The 18,044-nt window shown below is 62.6% G+C and carries 23 protein-coding genes and 2 tRNA genes; 15 read left to right on the forward strand and 10 right to left on the reverse strand.

The features are described 5' to 3' along the window. Positions 1-92 precede the first annotated feature (92 nt). Together ribB and KKY_RS02815 are read left to right on the forward strand one after the other, a co-directional pair. Entirely contained in the window at positions 93-1,172 is a 1,080-nt protein-coding gene (gene ribB, locus KKY_RS02810) for a 3,4-dihydroxy-2-butanone-4-phosphate synthase (protein WP_041529031.1), read from the forward strand. 83 nt (positions 1,173-1,255) lie between these two features. Beyond that, entirely contained in the window at positions 1,256-1,522 is a 267-nt protein-coding gene (locus KKY_RS02815) for a hypothetical protein (protein WP_014129778.1), read from the forward strand. 94 nt (positions 1,523-1,616) lie between these two features. Here the strand turns inward: KKY_RS02815 and KKY_RS20235 are convergent, their stop codons facing one another. The 5 genes from KKY_RS20235 to KKY_RS02840 form a co-directional block, all read right to left on the reverse strand. After that, the gene (locus KKY_RS20235) at positions 1,617-1,928 is read right to left on the reverse strand and encodes a hypothetical protein (RefSeq protein WP_014129779.1); all 312 of its coding nucleotides are present in this window, start codon (positions 1,926-1,928) and stop codon (positions 1,617-1,619) included. Between the two features lie 62 nt (positions 1,929-1,990). Continuing rightward, positions 1,991-2,770: a TlyA family RNA methyltransferase gene (locus tag KKY_RS02825; protein WP_014129780.1), complete on the reverse strand. Its 780-nt coding sequence runs from the start codon at positions 2,768-2,770 to the stop codon at positions 1,991-1,993. Then, entirely contained in the window at positions 2,767-3,354 is a 588-nt protein-coding gene (locus tag KKY_RS02830; RefSeq protein WP_014129781.1) for an SCO family protein, read from the reverse strand. The genes KKY_RS02825 and KKY_RS02830 overlap by 4 nt, the downstream gene beginning before the upstream one ends. A 15-nt stretch (positions 3,355-3,369) precedes the next feature. Then, positions 3,370-3,603, reverse strand: a complete 234-nt coding sequence (locus KKY_RS02835) for an exodeoxyribonuclease VII small subunit (RefSeq protein ID WP_014129782.1) — start codon at positions 3,601-3,603, stop codon at positions 3,370-3,372. A gap of 13 nt (positions 3,604-3,616) precedes the next feature. Then, positions 3,617-4,570, reverse strand: a complete 954-nt coding sequence (locus tag KKY_RS02840; RefSeq protein ID WP_014129783.1) for a histone deacetylase family protein — start codon at positions 4,568-4,570, stop codon at positions 3,617-3,619. Positions 4,571-4,643: 73 nt separating this feature from the next. Between KKY_RS02840 and KKY_RS02845 the strand changes: the two genes are divergently transcribed. Genes KKY_RS02845 through KKY_RS02855 form a run of 3 tightly spaced genes read left to right on the forward strand, consistent with a single transcriptional unit; the run spans position 4,644 to position 6,373 of the window. Continuing rightward, positions 4,644-5,594, forward strand: a complete 951-nt coding sequence (locus KKY_RS02845) for an L-threonylcarbamoyladenylate synthase (RefSeq protein WP_014129784.1) — start codon at positions 4,644-4,646, stop codon at positions 5,592-5,594. A 9-nt stretch (positions 5,595-5,603) separates the two neighbouring features. After that, positions 5,604-6,008 (forward strand): GFA family protein, encoded by a 405-nt coding sequence (locus tag KKY_RS02850; RefSeq protein ID WP_014129785.1) that lies wholly within the window; start codon positions 5,604-5,606, stop codon positions 6,006-6,008. Further along, on the forward strand, positions 6,005-6,373 hold the full coding sequence (locus tag KKY_RS02855) for a hypothetical protein (protein ID WP_014129786.1): 369 nt from the start codon (positions 6,005-6,007) through the stop codon (positions 6,371-6,373). The genes KKY_RS02850 and KKY_RS02855 overlap by 4 nt, the downstream gene beginning before the upstream one ends. On the opposite strand, the gene KKY_RS02860 is transcribed toward KKY_RS02855, so the two are convergent. Next, on the reverse strand, positions 6,370-7,332 hold the full coding sequence (locus tag KKY_RS02860) for a DnaJ C-terminal domain-containing protein (RefSeq protein ID WP_014129787.1): 963 nt from the start codon (positions 7,330-7,332) through the stop codon (positions 6,370-6,372). The genes KKY_RS02855 and KKY_RS02860 overlap by 4 nt on opposite strands. A 148-nt stretch (positions 7,333-7,480) precedes the next feature. On the opposite strand from KKY_RS02860, the gene pdxH reads away from it, so the two are divergent. Next, positions 7,481-8,116, forward strand: coding sequence for a pyridoxamine 5'-phosphate oxidase (pdxH, locus tag KKY_RS02865; RefSeq protein WP_014129788.1), 636 nt, complete (start codon positions 7,481-7,483; stop codon positions 8,114-8,116). A gap of 12 nt (positions 8,117-8,128) precedes the next feature. Further along, positions 8,129-8,947 (forward strand): DUF1499 domain-containing protein, encoded by an 819-nt coding sequence (locus KKY_RS02870; RefSeq protein WP_014129789.1) that lies wholly within the window; start codon positions 8,129-8,131, stop codon positions 8,945-8,947. On the opposite strand, the gene KKY_RS02875 is transcribed toward KKY_RS02870, so the two are convergent. Continuing rightward, positions 8,915-9,835 (reverse strand): MBL fold metallo-hydrolase, encoded by a 921-nt coding sequence (locus KKY_RS02875; protein WP_014129790.1) that lies wholly within the window; start codon positions 9,833-9,835, stop codon positions 8,915-8,917. The two genes, KKY_RS02870 and KKY_RS02875, sit on opposite strands and share 33 nt — an antisense overlap. A gap of 67 nt (positions 9,836-9,902) precedes the next feature. Here KKY_RS02875 and KKY_RS02880 point away from each other — a divergent pair, with 67 nt between their 5' ends. The 3 genes from KKY_RS02880 (at position 9,903) to KKY_RS02885 (ending at position 12,134) form a co-directional block, all read left to right on the forward strand. Next, a complete protein-coding gene (locus KKY_RS02880) occupies positions 9,903-10,517 on the forward strand; it encodes a biotin transporter BioY (protein WP_014129791.1) in 615 nt (204 codons plus the stop codon). A gap of 118 nt (positions 10,518-10,635) precedes the next feature. Next, positions 10,636-10,800, forward strand: coding sequence for a hypothetical protein (locus KKY_RS20435; protein ID WP_014129792.1), 165 nt, complete (start codon positions 10,636-10,638; stop codon positions 10,798-10,800). Further along, on the forward strand, positions 10,800-12,134 hold the full coding sequence (locus tag KKY_RS02885; RefSeq protein ID WP_014129793.1) for an NAD(P)/FAD-dependent oxidoreductase: 1,335 nt from the start codon (positions 10,800-10,802) through the stop codon (positions 12,132-12,134). The genes KKY_RS20435 and KKY_RS02885 overlap by 1 nt, the downstream gene beginning before the upstream one ends. A 157-nt stretch (positions 12,135-12,291) precedes the next feature. Here KKY_RS02885 and KKY_RS02890 read toward each other — a convergent pair. After that, positions 12,292-12,368, reverse strand: a tRNA-Pro gene (locus KKY_RS02890). Positions 12,369-12,602: 234 nt separating this feature from the next. Here KKY_RS02890 and KKY_RS02895 point away from each other — a divergent pair. From KKY_RS02895 to KKY_RS02905, 3 genes are all read left to right on the forward strand, one after another. After that, positions 12,603-12,677 (forward strand) — tRNA-Gln (locus KKY_RS02895). Between the two features lie 200 nt (positions 12,678-12,877). Beyond that, a complete protein-coding gene (gene pcaD / locus KKY_RS02900; protein WP_014129794.1) occupies positions 12,878-13,687 on the forward strand; it encodes a 3-oxoadipate enol-lactonase in 810 nt (269 codons plus the stop codon). Between the two features lie 354 nt (positions 13,688-14,041). Next, positions 14,042-14,272 carry a hypothetical protein gene (locus KKY_RS02905; protein WP_014129796.1) on the forward strand — a complete coding sequence of 77 codons (231 nt, stop codon included), beginning with the start codon at positions 14,042-14,044 and terminating at the stop codon, positions 14,270-14,272. On the opposite strand, the gene KKY_RS02910 is transcribed toward KKY_RS02905, so the two are convergent. Then, positions 14,262-14,873, reverse strand: a complete 612-nt coding sequence (locus tag KKY_RS02910) for a PadR family transcriptional regulator (RefSeq protein WP_014129797.1) — start codon at positions 14,871-14,873, stop codon at positions 14,262-14,264. The genes KKY_RS02905 and KKY_RS02910 overlap by 11 nt on opposite strands. Positions 14,874-15,036: 163 nt before the next feature. Between KKY_RS02910 and KKY_RS02915 the strand changes: the two genes are divergently transcribed. Next, positions 15,037-15,366 (forward strand): SH3 domain-containing protein, encoded by a 330-nt coding sequence (locus tag KKY_RS02915; RefSeq protein ID WP_014129798.1) that lies wholly within the window; start codon positions 15,037-15,039, stop codon positions 15,364-15,366. A gap of 89 nt (positions 15,367-15,455) precedes the next feature. Continuing rightward, complete coding sequence (locus KKY_RS02920) at positions 15,456-16,472, forward strand: asparaginase (RefSeq protein ID WP_014129799.1); 1,017 nt, start codon at positions 15,456-15,458, stop codon at positions 16,470-16,472. A gap of 148 nt (positions 16,473-16,620) precedes the next feature. On the opposite strand, the gene KKY_RS02925 is transcribed toward KKY_RS02920, so the two are convergent. After that, complete coding sequence (locus KKY_RS02925; RefSeq protein ID WP_014129800.1) at positions 16,621-17,880, reverse strand: TIGR03808 family TAT-translocated repetitive protein; 1,260 nt, start codon at positions 17,878-17,880, stop codon at positions 16,621-16,623. Positions 17,881-18,044: the final 164 nt, after the last annotated feature.

The raw sequence follows: 18,044 nt of genomic DNA on the forward strand, positions 1-18,044 counted from the left end.
AAGGCGCAGCCTTCACCTCTCCCTTTGGGGGAGAGGTCGGCGCGAATGCGCCGGGTGAGGGGGCCTTCCTTAATTACGGAGTTAAAGCGTTGATCTCTGAATCCGACACCCGCGTCGAAACCGCCCTCAAGGCCATGAAGGCCGGCGGCATGGTCGTCGTGATCGACGACCATGACAGGGAAGGCGAGGGCGACATCATCGCCGCGGCCTCCACCATCACCCCCGAGCAGATGGCCTTCATCGTCCGCCACACCTCCGGCATCGTGTGCGCTCCCATCACCGGTGAGCGCGCCGCAAAGCTGCGCCTTGATCCGATGGTGGCCTCAAACGACTCTGCGCACTCGACGGCCTTCACCGTCACCATCGATTTCAAGCATGGCACAACCACAGGCATTTCCGCCGATGACCGCACGGCGACAGTGCGCGCGCTCACCAATGGCAATGTGGGCGCCGAGGATTTCTCCCGCCCCGGCCACATCTTCCCGCTTATTGCCCGCCGTGGCGGCGTCCTCATGCGCTCCGGCCACACCGAGGCGGCGGTCGATCTGTGCAAACTCGCCGGTCTGCCCGATGTCGGGGTCATCTGCGAACTGGTCAATGATGACGGCACCGTCACACGCGGCCAGCAGGTCGCCGATTTTGCCACAACCCACGATTTGCCGCTGATTTCGGTCGCCGATCTGATCGCCTACCGCCAGCGCCGCGAAAAGCTTGTCGAACGCGTCGCGACCTTCGAGATCGACACCGCCGCCGGCCGCGCCATCGCCTATGCTTATTCGACCCCCTTCGACCGCGTACAGCACCTTGCACTGGTGTTCGGCGATCTCGGGCAGGGCGAACCAATCCACGTCCGCCTGCAACGTGAGGATATCGTCACCGACGTTTTCGGTAGTGCCGAAAAGCTCAACGCATCGATCACCGCCCTGGCCGAGACCGGCGGTGTTCTGGTCTATCTGCGCGAGGGCAATGCGGGCGTCGCCTATGACAGGGCCGCCGCCCAAGCCGAGCGCGAAGATCATGGCTCGGCCCGCGACCGGGAGGCCGAATGGCGTGAAGTCGGGCTCGGCGCCCAGATTTTGCGCGATCTCGGCGTCACCTCGATCCGCCCCATGTCGTCGCGTTCGCGCCACTATGTGGGCCTTGAGGCCTTCGGGATCACCATTTCCGGCTGAAAGCCGATGCCCCGCCGTCATAATCCTGTGGCCCATTTCGACTAGCGTTAGCCCGATTGCTCAGGATCGGGAGACCAGCGGGTATGTGGAGGGTCGTAACGATTCCCGTCGCGCTGGCCCTCCTTGTTGTGGGAGCGGTTCTGGCACCGACCCCGATCCCGGCCGGCGTGCCTCTGATGGCGCTTGCCATCTTCCTTTTGATCGGCAGTTCGAAATTTGCTCTGCGGTCGGTTCGGCGCCTGCGCCGCCGCTGGGAGCGCCTCGATCGGGCCCTAACCCACCTCGAAACGCGTACCGCAGGCACAATCGCCCGAACCTTCAGGCGCACGCGCCCGCATCGCCCTGGCTAGAGCGTGTCCAGCGAAAGTGGAAACGGTTTTGCGGTTCGGACACGCGATAAAACAAAGGCTTAGAGCCAAGGATTTGATTCAATCAAATCCTGAACTAGAGCATGTTGTCGTAAACACTGTGGGCCGCATCGTCCCAGGACTTATCGAGATTGGCCGCGCAATATTTGTAGGCGCGGTCATAGATCAGTTCGTCATCGACGCCACGTCCTACATCGGCATCTTCGTGCAGGTTTCGGGCCGTGAAATAGCCCAACAACCACGAGCGGTTCATGTCGCGATGACCCTCGATATAGTGCTCGACCATAACCTCGCTGCATGGAACGGCGCCCTTGGCTGTATAGGCAATCGCCGGCTCCGATATTAGCGCCGTCACTGCCACCACGGCTACAACAAATGCGCATTTCATCTTGCGGCCCCCCAAGCGGACCGCCGATCTTATCACGTTCTCCGATTTCCCGTCCCCAGGAATTACTTGGGGTCAGTCGGAACGTTTTGAATAAATGGAAAGATGTCCTGGCGATGTTCGAAGGCCGCCAGAAATTCTCCGTTGCCATCTCCACCCTTGATCGGAGAGGGCCACAAGCCGGCACGCTTCCATCCCAGCGCTTCCATATGCGCCATCACCGCCTCGACCGCCGCCGCCACATGCGGCCCGGGCATCACGATTCCGCCCTTGCCGATATGGTCGCGCCCCACCTCGAACTGGGGTTTGATGAGCAGGATGGCCTGCGCGCCCGGTGCACACAGCGCCGAGGGCGCATCGATGATCTTGGTCAGCGAGACAAAGCTCACATCCGATACCAGAAGGTCGACCGGCTCGGCGATCGTTTCAGCGCCCAGGTCGCGGGCATTGACCCCTTCGAGCGACACCACCTTGGAGAGCGCGGCAACATCGCCATGCAACTGCCCATGCCCCACGTCGACGGCATAAATCTTGCGCGCACCGCGCTCGGCCAGCACCTGGCTGAACCCGCCTGTCGAGGCCCCCAGATCGAGACAGATCTTGTCCGTGGGATCAAAGCCGCTCTTGTCCAGTCCCTCGACCAGTTTGAGCGCCGCGCGCGAAACATAGCGCGAGGCCGGGTCGTTCAGCGCAATTGCATCGTTCTCGCCCACAAGCTGGCTGGGTTTGCCGGTCGCAACGCCATTGACGGTCACGGTGCCGCGCAGAACGGCGTCACGCGCCCGGGCGCGCGATTGAGCGAGCCCGCGCCGCTCAAGCGCTATATCGAGCCGTATCCGGCTCATGACGCCGTCAGGCGTCTCACCTTGTCGAGTGCCGCCTGACTGTTCTCGCCCCAGGCTATGGTGCCGAAAAAGTCACCCTCCGCATCGATCATGAACACCGATGCCGTATGGTTGACAAGATAATCGGTCGAACCTTCGGCTTCGACCTTTTCCGAAAACACACCATAGGAGCGCTTGATCTGGTCGGTCTGGCCTTCGTCACCCACCAGCCCGATCACGTCGGGGCCGAAATTGGACAGATATTCGCGCGTGTGCTCCACGGTGTCGCGCTCTGGGTCAACCGAAACGAAAATGATCCGCAGCTCGTCATCGTCGAGCCCCAGCCGCTCTTTCCACCCAACCGCCTCGGCCAGCGTTGTCGGGCACACATCGGGGCAAAAAGTATAGCCGAAAAACATCAGCGTCGGCGTGCCCGGCAGGTCCTCATGGGTAAAAGTCTCCCCCGTCGAGGTCGCGACCATCTCGAACGGCCCGCCGAACATCGCGCCCGAAGGCTGGATGGGCTTTGTGAAATAGATGACCGTGGCCGAAACCGCCGCAAGCGCCACAAGGGCCCACAGAACGATGCGCACTTTTCCCAGCACGGCGAAATTCCTGACCTATTGATCCAGCGGCTCGACGCCTGTGGGTGTGCCGTCCTTGGCCAGCGTGATCTTTTCGATCCGCGCTTCGGCCTGCTTGAGCAGGGCTTCGCAATGGCGTTTGAGCGCTTCGCCGCGCTCATAGATCGCGATTGATTCCTGCAGGGGCGCCTTGCCGCCTTCGAGCTGCGCCACGATCTTTTCAAGCTCGTCCAGCGCCGCTTCAAAGCTCATTTCGGCGATGTCGGTCATGCCTGCCCCTCCGTCAGTATTCGTCGTAATCGGGTCCGGCTTCGCCGGTCAGCAGCATGCCTACATGCGCCGACACCCCCGAGGCAAGCCCGCCAAGATCGTACCCGCCTTCGAGCATCGAGACCAAACGGTTTGAGCAGCGCTTTTCGGCAATGTCCATCAACTTTCCCGTGAGCCATGCGAAATCGGCCCCCACCCATTCGAGCTGCGCCAGCGGATCGCGCCGCTCGGCATCAAAGCCCGCCGATACCAGAATCAGGTCCGGCGCAAAATTGTCGAGCGCCGGCAGGATGGTCTCCTTGTATGCCGCGCGCATTTCCGCCCCGCCACTCCCCGCTTCCAGGGGCACATTGACGATATTGCCCACGCCGGTCTCGCGCGGCGCCCCGGTGCCGGGATACAGTGGCATCTGGTGCGACGAGGCGTAAAAAACGCTGGGATCGTCGGCAAAAATATCCTGTGTCCCATTGCCGTGATGCACATCGAAATCGACGATCGCCACCCGCTCGGCCCCATGCAGCCTTTGCACCTGCCGTGCCGCGATGGCGATGGTGTTGACGAGGCAAAACCCCATGGAGCGGTCACGCTCGGCGTGATGACCCGGCGGCCGCGCCAGAATGAATGCGTTGTGCGCCTCGCCCAGAATGACCGCCTCCATTCCCCGCAATACCCCACCCAGCGCTGTGGCCGACGCCTCCAGGCTCCGTGCGGAAACAAAGGTATCGGCATCGATTTGCCCGATCCCTTCGGCCGGCCGCGTGGCACGGATCGTATCCATGACGGCCCGGCTGTGAACGAGATCGGCCAGTTCGAGATCGCCCGGCGTTGCCGCCTCCCGCGTCAAACCGCCAAAACGGGGATGGGCCAGTGCCCTGGCCGCCGCCTCGATGCGTTCCTGCCGTTCGGCATGGCCGCTCGGCGTCGCGTGCGCGGACCCATTGGTCTGGCTGATGAGAAGGGTGGTCATTTAGGGCTCAGGACCTATGCCTCGGCTGTTGCCCCTTCTTGACGCGGCACCGGGCGCTTGTCAAACAACGTCGATGAAGCCAGCACCCGCCGATCCCCAGTCCGTTGCCGATGCCGCAGCCCTGCTGCAAAGGGGCCAATTGTGCGCCTTCGCGACCGAGACGGTCTATGGCCTTGGCGCCGACGCCACAAACTCCGATGCCGTCCTCAAGATCTATGAAACCAAAGGCCGCCCGCGCTTCAATCCGCTCATTTCCCATTGTGCCGATATGGAAATGGCAGAGCGCTTCGGCGAGTTTTCCCCGCTCGCCCGCAGCCTGGCCGACGCCTTCTGGCCCGGCCCGTTGACACTGGTCGTGCCCCTCAAACCCGGCGCGGGGCTGTCCGATCTCGTCACCGCTGGGCTCGATACCGTCGGCCTGCGTGTTCCGGCCCACCCCATGGCCCGCGAGCTGATCGCCGCCCTTGGCCGCCCCGTCGCCGCGCCGTCCGCCAATCCCTCGGGCAGGCTCTCGCCCACAATAGCCGATCACGTCCGCACAGCCTTTTCCGGCGCGGTTCCGGTTCTCGAGGGCGGCCCCTGTCAAAACGGCCTGGAATCCACGATTATTGCCGTCACCGGCGATACGGTCACCCAGCTCCGCGCCGGTGCCCTTGCGCGCGAGGATATAGAAGCCTTTCTCGGCCACCCCATCGCACTTGCTGCTCCCAATGCCGCGATCACCGCGCCTGGCATGCTCAAGAGCCACTACGCCCCCAACGCCGCGCTCCGTCTCGACGCCGAAGAGCCCGCGTCCGGCGAAGCCTATCTCGCTTTCGGCCCGGCTCCCGCCCATGACGGCCCGTTCCTCAATCTCTCGGAATCCGGCGATCTACGCGAGGCAGCGCGAAACCTTTTCTCCCACCTTGCCCGGCTCGACGCATCCGGGGCAAACTCGATTGCGGTCGCCCCAATTCCAGACACCGGCCTGGGCGAAGCGATCAACGACCGTCTCGAACGCGCCGCCGCGCCCCGCAACCGATAGGAACCTGCCATGACGTCACGCACTGCCGCCTGCACCTGTGGCCAGCTTTCGATCACCGTGCATGGAGAGTGTCTGGGCAACGGCATCTGCCATTGTCTGGCCTGCCAAAGCCGCACCGGCAGCGTTTTTGCCACCCTGGGCGCCTGGGCCGCGCCCTATGAGATCAAGGGCCGTGCCACCCAATATGTCCGCATCGGCGATGCCGGCGCGCAATTCCGCTTCAACTTCTGCCCTGTTTGCGGCTCGACGGTGTTCCACACCGAGGAAGGCGCCGACGACTTCGTGATGGTTGCCATAGGGTGCCTGGCCGATCCCGATTTCCCCGCGCCCCAGGATTCGGTTTACGACAGCCGCCGTCATCACTGGGTGAAACTGCCCGATGGCGTTCCCGCTTTTGCGAGAAACCCCCAATGAAAACCAAAATCACCCTAAGCGGGGAGTGCGGCAACTCGCCCAAGAATGCCTTTGCCGAAAAAGTCGCTGTTGCCGTGTTGACGTCAGACGCCGAAATGCTGACTCAAACGCTCACCGGCGATTGTGTCGTCGCATTTCCCGATGGCCGGGAGGCAAGGGGCGTCGAAGCGGCGTTGGCGGCAATCGCCGAACTTGGCGCCGCTCCCGAAGCCCTCACGATAACCCATGCCATCACCCACGGCCGGGTCGGCGCGGTCAATGGCACGCTCGTCCGGGCCGGAAAATCCGTCGGCTTCGCGTTCTTTCTCGATTTCAAGAATGCGAAGGCGGACAGCATAGCCGCCATCCGCCTTTATCGCGACTAATCGCGAACGTTATAGGGCTTCTGGTCCTTCCAGAACCGCATGAGACTCTCGAGGTCCGGGTCGCCGCCCTTGGGCAATACGATCCGCAGATTGACATAGAGGTCGCCCTTGCCGAACAGCCCCTTGCCCTTGAGCCGCATCGCCTTGGCCGTATCGGGCCCCGGCGGCAGGTTGAGCTCAACCGCCCCGTCGAGCGTCGGCACGCGCACCTTGGCGCCCAGCACCGCCTCATAAAGAGTGATCGGCACATCGACCCGCAGATCGTGCCCGTCCTTGCGGAATTGCTTGTGCCTGGCGAACTTGATCGTCACCAACGCATCGCCGGGCTGTCCGGTCAGCGGCGAAGGTCTGCCCTGGCCGCGCAGCCGCACCTGCTGGCCCTCTTCGAGCGGGGAGGGGAGCTTGACCGAAACCGTCTTGCCCGAGGGCAGGGTAACCGGCACCGAGCCGCCCTTATGGGCATCTTCAAGCGATACGGCCAGATTGACAACGACGTCTTCGCCCTTGGCCGAACCCGAACCGCCTGTCGTCGCGCCCGTAAAAGGGTCCCAGCTCGCGCTGCCGGCACCCGCGCCGAACGGATTGCCGCCGGCTGGTCCGCGCCGTGTGCCGCCGAACCCGCTCATGAATTCCTTGAGAATATCCTCGGCGTTGAACCCGCCCGCTCCCGCGCCTGCGCCGGGCCGTCCGCCGCGCATGCCCGAGGGATCGAAGCCGCCGAACCCGGCGAATTTGGGATTGCCGTCCGCATCGATTTCGCCACGGTCGTATTGCGCCCGCTTGGTCTTGTCCGACAGCAGGTCATAGGCCGCCGTTGCCTCGGCGAATTTTTCGTGCGCCTTCTTGTCGTTGGGGTTCTGGTCGGGGTGATAGGTCTTGGCCAGCTTGCGGTAGGCGCTCTTGATCTCCTTGTCGCTGGCGCTCTTTGACACTCCGAGCACTGTATAGGGGTCGCGCATTCGCTTTGTTACACCTTGAAAAGGGCGCTCCGGCTTGTTGTCCGGCAGCGCCAAATCCTTTCGATCCACGATTTGCGGGGCATTGAAGCTCCGCAGCTTTGCGTTCTATATGGCCACGACCCCTCATAATGTCCAGCAGGGATGGATTGTGCCCGTGACGGCTTCGCTCACCGATCTGTTGTTCGACGATGCCTATGACGGCGCCATCGACCCCCTCGAACTCTTCCCCCACTGGCTCGAAGAGGCCCGTGAGACCGAGCCCAACGATCCCAACGCCATGGCGGTTGCAAGCGTCGACGATACGGGCATGCCCGACCTGCGCATGGTGCTCCTCAATGGCTATTCGCATGAGGGCTTCGTCTTTTTTACCAATTTCGAATCAGCCAAGGGCCGCGAGCTGATCGCGAATCCGAAGGCCGCGCTCCTGTTCCACTGGAAAAGCCTGCGTCGTCAGGTTCGCATCCGTGGCCCGGTCCAGGAGGTGACGCAGTCCGAAGCAGACACCTATTTCGCTTCCCGCCCCGCCCAGTCGCGCATCGGGGCACACGCATCGGACCAGTCCCGACCGCTGCAAAGCCGCAACGCGCTCGTCGAGCGTGTCGAAATGCTGACCGAGAAATTCGCCGATGGTGGAATCGGCCGCCCCGCCCATTGGTCGGGTTTCAGGGTGAAACCGCTCCAGATCGAATTCTGGAAAGATGGTGCCTTCCGCCTTCATGATCGCGTGCTGTTTACGCGCCCTGATCTCGCGTCTGACTGGTCGCGCACCCGGCTTTTCCCGTAGGGCCGACCCTGAATGCGCATTCTCGTCCGCACCTCGAAACTGGCGATCTGGGCACGTCGGCTGGCGCTGTTTGCCGCCGCGCTGATTCTGATTTCGACCGGTCTGCATTTTTTCGGCCAGATCACCGCCGATGTGTTCGAGATCAGTCTGGTCATCGGCACGATCTTTGGTGCCGCTGCCTTCCTGATCGGCATTGTCGCCTATGTCGTCCTCTGGTTCACGGGCGACAGGGGTTGGGGTCCGGCCAGCGTAGGATTTATCCTGGGATTGGTATGTCTGGCGCCGGCCGGCACTGCCCTGGCCCTGAGCGAAATCTATCCTTCCACGGCGGACGTCACGACCGCGCTGGTCGATCCTCCACAACTGCTTGAGGCCCGGCCCAACCATCCCGATATCGATCCCGAGACGGTGCTGGCATCGTTCCCCAATCTCATCACCCGCGCCTATCAGATTCCGCCCGATGTGCTTTTCCTCATCGGCCAATCGCTCGCCCGCGCCAATGGCTGGGAAATTCTTGCGGCGACCGAACCCACAGACACCAGCATTGGCCAGCTCAACGCGCTGCGCCGGTCTCTTTTGGGCTTTGAAAACGAGATTGCCTTTCGCGTTTCGCCCAACCCCATCGGCGCGCTGATCGATTTGCGCGCAGCCTCGCTCACGCCGGTCTATCACGACCTTGGCGACAATGGCCGCGCCATTGAGGCCTTCCTGCTGGCGCTCGACGACAGGGTTTCGACCCATATCCAGAACAATATGGCGCAAACCGTTCCCGAGGAACCGCCTGTGCCCCAGTCCGACCTAACGCCGGGGCAGGAGTCGGACGCCCAATAGGCTCCGCCGAAGCACGATTTCGCCCCGGGCCGCCAGATATTCGGCGTGCGAGAGCAGCGTCTGCTTGCCGGCCATTGCAAATCGCCCCGTCAGCCCCGGATAGATCGCCCGCGCCGCTGCCGCGAGCGTCGTCGGCCCTCGCTGCACCACCTCCAGCAATTGCCCGTTGCGCATCAGCCGGTGTGCCTTGAGCGCGCGGGCAAAGGCGCGCCCATCGGCGATTTCGCCACCATGTCCGGGCAGGTAGCGCGTCTGGGGCAGGGCGATGACCCTGTCGAGAGATGCCAGATAGTCCCCCAGATCCCCGTCAGGCGCCGCCACCACGGTCGAATTCCAGCCCATGACGTGGTCGCCCACCAAAACCGCGTCCCCGCCCTCGACCGCAAACGCAAGGTGATTGGCGCAATGGCCCGGCGTGGCGACGACACGGAGCTTTATCGTGTCAATCTCCACAACGTCTCCGTCGCCCAGCACACGGTCGGGCCGGAGTGTGAAATCACCCGATCGTCCGAAGGGGTTGAACTCGAACGGTTTGAGCGGGCGCGACAGCCTGTGTGGCCCGTTCGACCATAATGGCGCGCCGGTTTCCGCCACCAGCCGCCGCGCCAGCCCGCTGTGGTCCCGGTGGGTGTGAGTCAGGATCACCGCCACCACCTTGCGTTCGCCGATGGCCTTCATCAGTGCGGCGAAATGGGCATCGTCCTCCGGCCCCGGATCGAGCACCGCAACCCTATCGCCCCCGATCAGAAAACTGTTGGTCCCCGTGAACGTATAGGCACTCGCATTGGGCGCGGTTATCCGCACGATTGCCGGGGCCACCGCGACCGGTTCGCCGATGCGGGCATCGAACACGCGGTCATAGGGTGGGGAGGCCGAGCTTGCGGGCATTGCGCGCGGTGCCATGTATGGTTAGAACGATAATCTCTGCTTCGGCTTTAACCCAAAGGGACAAGTTATGGCCACGACTTTTGCCACTTCGAACACGCTTCTCGGTCTTTACCAGCCCAAATCTCAGGCTGCGCGCGTTGCTTCGGCGGTTGCCGTCGCATTCGCGGGAGCGCTGCTCATCACCATGGCCGCCAAGGTCAACGTGCCGGTCTGGCCGGTGCCCGTCACCCTCCAGTCGATGGCCATCGCAATGATCGCCGGCGCCTTCGGTTTCCGCATGGCAACTGCCACCGTCGGTCTCTATCTGGCTCAGGGCGCCCTGGGCGTTCCGGTCTTTGCGGGGGCCTTTGCGGGCTTGCCCTATCTCCTCGGGCCCACTGGCGGCTTCCTGATCGGTTTCCTCGTCATGGCCGCCATCATCGGCTGGCTGGCCGATCGCGGCGCCATGCGCAACGTCTTTACCGGCTTTACCGCCATGCTGGCCGGCAATGTCGTGATGTTCGTTCTCGGCTTTGTCTGGCTCCTGACCATGGCTGGCCAGGCCGCATGGATCGATCAGTCCAACGCCCTCGTCTCGGCTTTCCAGGGCGCCGTTCAGCCCTTCATCGTCTGGGATATCGTCAAGATGGCCTTCGCCGCCCTGACCGTGGCTGGCGGCTGGTCGCTGCTCCAGCGCAAGTAAGGCGCTTTCCACCTGATATGATCGTGAAGGGCCAGTCCAGCGACTGGCCCTTTGTTTTGCAACTTCGGCATGGGGGAGACCGTTTGCTTTCCAGGTGCACTATCCAAAGGAGAGTGAAATGGAATCCTTCCCCTGGCTGTTCGCCGTCCTGGGCGGCGCCGTCATTCTGGGCCTGGTCATCGCCTATGGCGCTTTCAGGTCCTCCAAAGCCACCCCGCGCCAGGAACAGGCCGGCGAGCGCGGCGCCCACGAGCTTTACCACAAGGACGAAAGCAAACACTGATGGCAGGTGAGGAACGCGTCGTCATCGTCGGAGCCGGTTTCGGCGGGCTGAGCGCGGCAAAGAGCCTTGCGCGCGCCGGCGTTCCGTTCACCATCATCGACAAGCGCAATCACCACCTCTTCCAGCCCTTGCTCTATCAGGTGGCCACTGCCGCCCTTTCGCCCGCCGAAATCGCCGTCCCCATCCGTGCCGTGCTTGCTCCGGGCAAGGGCGGCTCCATCGAGATCCTCATGGAAGAGATCGAGGGCATCGATACGGCGCGCCGCGTCGTCAGGGCGGTTGGCGGCGATGAAATCGCCTACAGCCAATTGATTCTGGCCACGGGCTCCGCCTTCACCTATTTCGGCAGGGAGGATGAGTGGCGGCCCTTTGCCCCCGCGCTCAAATCCATCGATGATGCCCTCAACATCCGCCGCCGCGTCCTTCTGGCCTTCGAACGCGCCGAGACCACGGACAATCCGGACCTGCGAAAACGCCTGATGACATTCGTCGTCATCGGCGGTGGCCCCACCGGCGTCGAGACCGCCGGCGCCCTGGCCGAACTCGCCAAGGCGACGCTGGCCAAAGATTTCACCAATATCGACCCGCGCGACACCCGCGTCGTCCTCGTTGAGGCCGTCGATACCCTTCTCAACGCCTATCCCGCCCATCTGGGCGCCTATACCGAGCGCAAGCTGGCCGATCTCGGTGTCGAGGTGCACACAAATTCCCCGGTTAAGCGCATCGATGAAAACGGCGTTCTGGCCGGTGACGATTTCATCGAAACCTCAAACATCTTCTGGTGCGCCGGCGTCGAGGCGACCCCTGCCGGCAAATGGCTGGGTCTGAAAACCAACAAGAACGGCACGGTTCCCGTATCGCGCGATCTCACCATCCCCGATCTGCCCGGCGTGTTCGTCATCGGCGATGCGGCCTCGGTCGAAGGCGATGACGGCAAGCCGCTCCCCGCCCTGGCGCCCGTCGCCAAGCAGCAGGGCCAGTACGTCGCCGAGGCCATCATCCGGGCGCAACAGGGCCAAAGCCCCCAGGGCCCGTTCCGCTACCGCGACTGGGGCACCATGGCGACCATCGGCCGCTCCGCTGCCGTGGGCAAGTTCGGCAAGCTCGAAGTCAAAGGCTTTCCCGCCTGGATGCTCTGGGGCGCCGTCCACATCGCCTACCTCGTTGGCTTCCGCAACCGCATCAACGTCCTGGTCAATTGGTTGTGGAACTGGCTGACCTACGCCAAGGGCGCCCGCCTCATCACCGGCCCCGACGAAGCGGCGACCCGCGCGCTGGACAACCCCAAAGCCGTCGACGAGGAACTCGATAAGAGCGTCAACGCGCTGGATTAGCCGAGTATCGCCAGATAACGCACAGCGCCGATAACGCCCGGCAACCCGCCCAGGAGCAGAACCGTGCTTCCCAGGCCAAACATGATTGGTAGTGCCAGCATCAATGGCCCTCCTGTCGCATAAAAAAAGCCGGAGGCTTGAAAGCCCCCGGCCTTATTGGTCGGAGTAGGGTGATTCGAACACCCGACCCCCTCGTCCCGAACGAGGTGCGCTACCAGGCTGCGCTATACTCCGATAGGCTCGTTGCCGGCCCGGCTGGGCCGGACAGAGCAACGTTCGCGCGCCTTATATAATGCGCCCGACGCCGGTTCAAGCCTGTTCGCACCCGCCTCCCGAGCAAATTTCGCTGCCGATTTGCCTTGCGACAAGAGCCGTGCACGCGCTCTGGAAATTTTCACACCTCATGGCAAACCCGGGGCCCGCAGGTGTTGCGGGTGGTGTGCAAACGGTGTAGGAACCAACGCGCTTTGGGGCGTCGCCAAGTGGTAAGGCATCGGTTTTTGGTATCGACATTCGCAGGTTCGAATCCTGCCGCCCCAGCCAGTTTTCCAGCAGGTTTCAGTTTCGCCAAAGTGGCGAACCCCGACCGGTCATTAAAAGGATCGGCCTGCTGAGATTGGGGGCTCAATGATGCAGACCGATCCAGCCCCCGCAACGGGGAGGTCCGCCGCAACCGAAGGCCCTCACGTTTTCGTGAAGCAATAAGGCAAAGTTGGGGCCGTCGAAAATCCAGGGAGCGCGTGATGCAGTTTCTCAAGGTCGATGATGCCGTTCTTCATTTTCAGGTCATCGGCGGTCCCGAGAACGGGCCGGTTCTGGTGTTCGCCAACGCGCTGGGCACCGATTTCCGCATCTGGCGCGATGTCATCGTGTGCCTCGTGGGCAAGTTCACCATCCTCACCTACGACACGCGCGGCCACGGATTGTCCGAAACCGGCGAAGGTCCGGTCACCATGGAACGCCATGCCGAAGACCTGGCTGCCATCATGGATCATCTGGGGTTCAAACGGTCGATCATATGCGGACTTTCGGTGGGCGGACTGATTGCCCAGCAACTCTATGCCGACCGCCGCGATCTCGTGTCCGCCCTGATCCTCTGCGATACGGGCGCGAAAGTGGGTGATGCCGATCTCTGGAACCAGCGCATCGCCGCCGTAGAGGCCAATGGCATTTCGGTGCTGAGCGACGATTTGATGCCCAACTGGTTCACCGCCGATTTCCGCACCAGCCGCGCCGAGGAACTTGCCGGCTATCGCACGATGCTCGAACGCCAATCCGCGCGCGGCTACATCGCGACATGCGCCGCCATTCGGGACACCGACCTGCGTGAAAAGGCCCGCCAGATCGGTGTGCCCACAATCTGCATCGTTGGAGAGCAGGATGGCTCCACGCCGGTACAAACCGTAAGGGAGCTGGCAAAATCGATCCCCGGCTCGCGGTTCGAAATCATCGGCGGATCGGGTCATCTTGCCTGCGTCGAGGCCCCCGAGCGCCTCGCAGACATCATTCTCGCCTTTACCGACGGCCTCCCCAAAAGACCCGTGCTGAACTGAGCGCGGTCAGAAAAGGTTGCAGACCTTTTCGGTTCGACCGCGCGACAAGGTAAAAGGGATGCGCGGTCAGAAAAATTTGCAGACCTTTTCGGTTCGACCGCGCAACAAGGTAAAAGGGATGCGCGGTCAGACAAATTTGCAGACCCTTTCGGTTCGACCGCGCGACAGGGCCCTGATCGGCTCTTGTCCCATTGCTTTCGATCAAGTCTGAAACGCCCCCCGCAACCTTTTTTCCGCAGCGGGCTTTTGCGCTTTGGTGGCGGAAAAAAAACGGCAGCCAATGCCCGGACCGTCACACTGGCGCCATGCACTTCTGGTGGCGTACGACAGCAAAACCCAGAGCGGAGGATGGGGATGGCCGAGTTCGAGTATCGCGGATTTCGCGTGCGGACGATTTTCGAAAAGGATTGGAAGATCAGGATGTGGCCGCCGCTTCGGCCGGCCCAGGCGATGGACAAGATTCGCGCCAGCCGCGCCGAGGGCGAACATGCCTGCCTTCACCGGGCAACGCGGGCCATCGATGATTTCATGGACAAGCCGGCGCCAAGCCGGGGCCGGGTGCGATCGGAGAGTCTTACGGAATGACCAGCGTTCCGCCGGGAGTCCCGAAGGCCATGGGATCGTCGTCGGCGAACACATAGGCACCGGCCTCGATCTTGACGATCAGTCCGGCGATCCAGTCATGGTTGCATTCGGTGTTGTGCGTCCAGAAGCTCAGCAGGGCTTCCACGTGCGGCGGCAGTGCATCGGCGCCGCTGAATGATGCGTTGCTGGTCGCCTGATCCACTTCGCTCTTTTGCGCCGCAAGGGTTGCAAGGCGCGTGCGCAGCAGTGCGAGCACGCTCTGTCTTGGCAGGGCGGACATCAGCACCAGGCCGGCGCACAACATGTCCGGCCGCGGCTGTGGCACGGTCAGCGCCTGCTCCATCATGCGATAGAATTCAGCGTCACCTTCCCCGGTGATCGAATAGTCCGTGCGCCCGGGCGTCGTTTCGGAGGCGGGGACGTCGATTTCCTCGAGAAGTCCTTCCTTCGCCAGTTGCCGCAAGGCGTGATAGATCGAGCCGGTCTTGGTATTCGCCCATTTGTCGGCGTTCCAGGCCATCAATTCCTGGCCAACGCGATAACCGTGGGCGCGTTTGTGAGCCCGCACGAAAGCAAGAACGAGCAGCCGCGTAGCTGACATTTTAGTCCTCCCCGGCACCACCTCGCCCCATCTCGGTGCCTATAACAAGGGTTAATACGGGTTCATGGTGCTGAACAGTGGCTGAATAGTCAAATCAGCATCCATTCAAAAGCTTCAGGCTAATTCTCCACAGACAAATTGAACTGTTTTGGGGACTTTGAAAATGCCGCTCTCATCTCGCCTTGCTCTGCCTGCCCTGCTTGGTGGCCTGCTAATGGTATTCGCCTCGGGCGTCTTTGCCCCGCCCGTTCAGGCTCGCGGATATCATGTGGATACCCTGGCCCAGGTTACCGGCGTTGCCGGCTGGGATCATCTCAATGTCCGCCGCTGGCCTGCATCCTATTCCCAAAGGACCGGCCAGCTCGCCCCGCTCGTTCATGTCTGGGTCGAACGCTGCATCCAGGTCGAACGCTCGTCCGATTGGTGCCTCGTGGAGCGCGATACCATAAAGGGCTGGGTGAACTCGAAATATCTGACGCCCGCCGATATCTGATTTCGACAAAACCAAGACTCTGACCTCCACCCTTGACTTTCCCCACGGCCTGCGGTCCATCCAGACCAGAGTTTCGTGGGGATTTTTTTATGGCTGCCAATCCTGTGCTGGCGCATTCGGTGCGCGGAAACTGGGTCGAGAACCGCCATCGTGGCGCCATCTGTGTATCCGACGCGACGGGCAATATCGTCGCCTCGACCGGCGACGTTGCAGCCGAAATCTTTCCGCGCTCGGCCATCAAATCCATGCAGGCCCTGCCCATTTTCGCCACCGGCGCCAATGCGCGCTACGGTCTTGCCGGCCCGGCCATTGCGCTGGCCTGCGCCTCCCACAATGGCGAGCCGGCCCACGCCGACCTGGCTGCCGCAATGCTCGCCGCCATCGACCTCGATGAAAGCGCGCTCGAGTGCGGCGCCCATCCGCCCATCGATCCTTCGGCGCGCAAGGCGCTGTTCGCACAGGGTGGAAAGCCATCGGCGCTTCACAATGCCTGCTCGGGTAAGCATTCGGGCATGCTCGCCGTGGCCCGAGCTCTTGGCGAGGACCCCAAAGGCTATTCCACACGCCGGCACCCGGTCCAGCAGCGCGTAAAGCAGGCGGTCGAAGAGGTGATCGATCACCCCCTCACCGAAGGAAAATGCGGCACGGACGGCTGCTCGATCCCCACATGGGCCGCGCCGATCCACGCCTTTGCAAAGGGTTTTGCCCGCATGGCGACAGGCGAGGGATTGAGCCCGGATACGGCAGCCGCAGCGCGGGAAATCTTTGCCGCCGCCACATCCCACCCGTTTCTGGTCGGAGGCACCGGATCGTTCGATACCGATGCAATGGCGGCATTCGATGGCCGGCTGATGCTCAAATTCGGTGCGGACGGCATCTATTGCGGCGCCCTGCCCGAGCAGGGGATCGGCTTCGCCCTCAAATGCGACGATGGCAGCGTCCCCGCTGCAACCGCAATGGTCGCCGCCCTTCTGCTTGAAATTTCCAGCCCGACCCCGGATCAGGCAAAGATCCTCCAAACCCGCGCCCGCCAGCACCAACGCAACTGGGCGGGCCACGAAATCGGCTACATCGAAGCCACCGACGCGGCGCGTCTCAAACTCTGAAAAGAAAAGGGGCAGCACCTGCGAGGTCTTGCGCCGAGCCCCACCTTACCCCAATCGTCATCCTCGGGCTCGACCCGGGGATCCGCGGAATATCGGCATGCACCGCAGACGTGAGACGCCGGCCCTCTCGGCCATCTCATGGTTGGCCTTAAGAAACCCGGTTCCCCTCCACCACGATCTGCGGAAACCGCTCGGCCTCCCCCGCCAGATCGCTGGAGATCAAATCCCACCACGCGCTGCCGACCATCTCGTGTTGCCGCGCCCCGATGATCGTGTTTCCCGTAACGCTCGCAGCGCCCGCGCCTTCGGCCACGCTCACCACGATCCCGATATCCACATCGCGCACCAGATTGCCACTGATTGTCACATCGCGCAGATACGGTCCCCAACCGGCAGTAATTCCGGCCCCCGGCACATTCTCGATCAGATTGTCGGAAATGACCGCATCGGCCTCCGCCGCAATCCCATAGGGCGTATCGAGATCGGGATTGGTCTCGGACCCCTCATAAAGATTGCGCACGATATTGCCCGAGCAAACCGCCAGCCGCCCGCCATCGTTGAAATTGGTCATCGAGATACCGGCGGCGGCCCCGTCGATGATGTTGTTGGCGATCACCGAACCGGTGAACGAAAACTCGGAAAATATCGCCACCTCGCCGCTCGAAAGGCAGGTATTGCCGGTGATCTGGGTGTTGTTGGTGGCATTGAGCCGAACCGCTGAAAAGGCGCAATCGGAGATATGATTGCCCGAAACGATCACCTCGTCGGCCCGGAAAATGTTGATCCCGTTCCCGTTCTGCCCGTTCCCGCCATCGGTCCAGTCGATCCCGGAGATCCGGTTGCCCGAAATGATCGTGCCGTCAGCCCCCGCTTCGCCGCGCCACACCCGAATCCCGCCATTGCCGCAATCGGCAATCGTGTTGCCCTCGATAGAGACGCCTGCCGCGTCGTAAACGAACAGCCCGGTGTAATCGCTGCCGCCCACCCGGCAATTTTCGACCCGTCCCGATGATTTCATCAGAGTGATGCCATTGAGCGCCGTGTTGGAAACGACGCAATCGCGGATCGTCACGTTCTCGCAATCGGCAAAGTGGACAAGTCCGCCATGCCACATCTCGCCGCCCGCACCGCTGCCGTCGATCGACAGCCCGGCCAGAACGATGTTGGCTTCGCCCTCGGCGCCAAGCAAGGGATCGCTGCCCAGATGGACCAGCCGCGTCGCCCCCGGCACGCCCGACAGCATGAAGCCCGAGGGCAGGCGCAAGCCCCGCGTCGAAAAGCGCCCGGCCGGTAGCGCCAGATGCCCGGTGTCGCGCGCGCTATCGATAGCGGCCTGCAACATTTCGGTCATGTCCGTCGCTGCGTCCGGCCATGGCGTCACGGCCTGACCAAAGGCTGCCCGCATCATAAACGGGGTGCATAGCGCGGGGATAAGTGAAGCTGCGAGAAATCTGCGACGGTCGATTTTCATATTTCCTCCGATTCCGGCAACTAACGGGTAAATTTCACTCAACTCCATACTTTTTACGCGCAATAGTGAATCCTTGCGGTGCGCGCTTGCACCCCGCTATA

It is taken from the genome of Pelagibacterium halotolerans B2 (assembly GCF_000230555.1).
Lineage (GTDB): Bacteria > Pseudomonadota > Alphaproteobacteria > Rhizobiales > Devosiaceae > Pelagibacterium > Pelagibacterium halotolerans.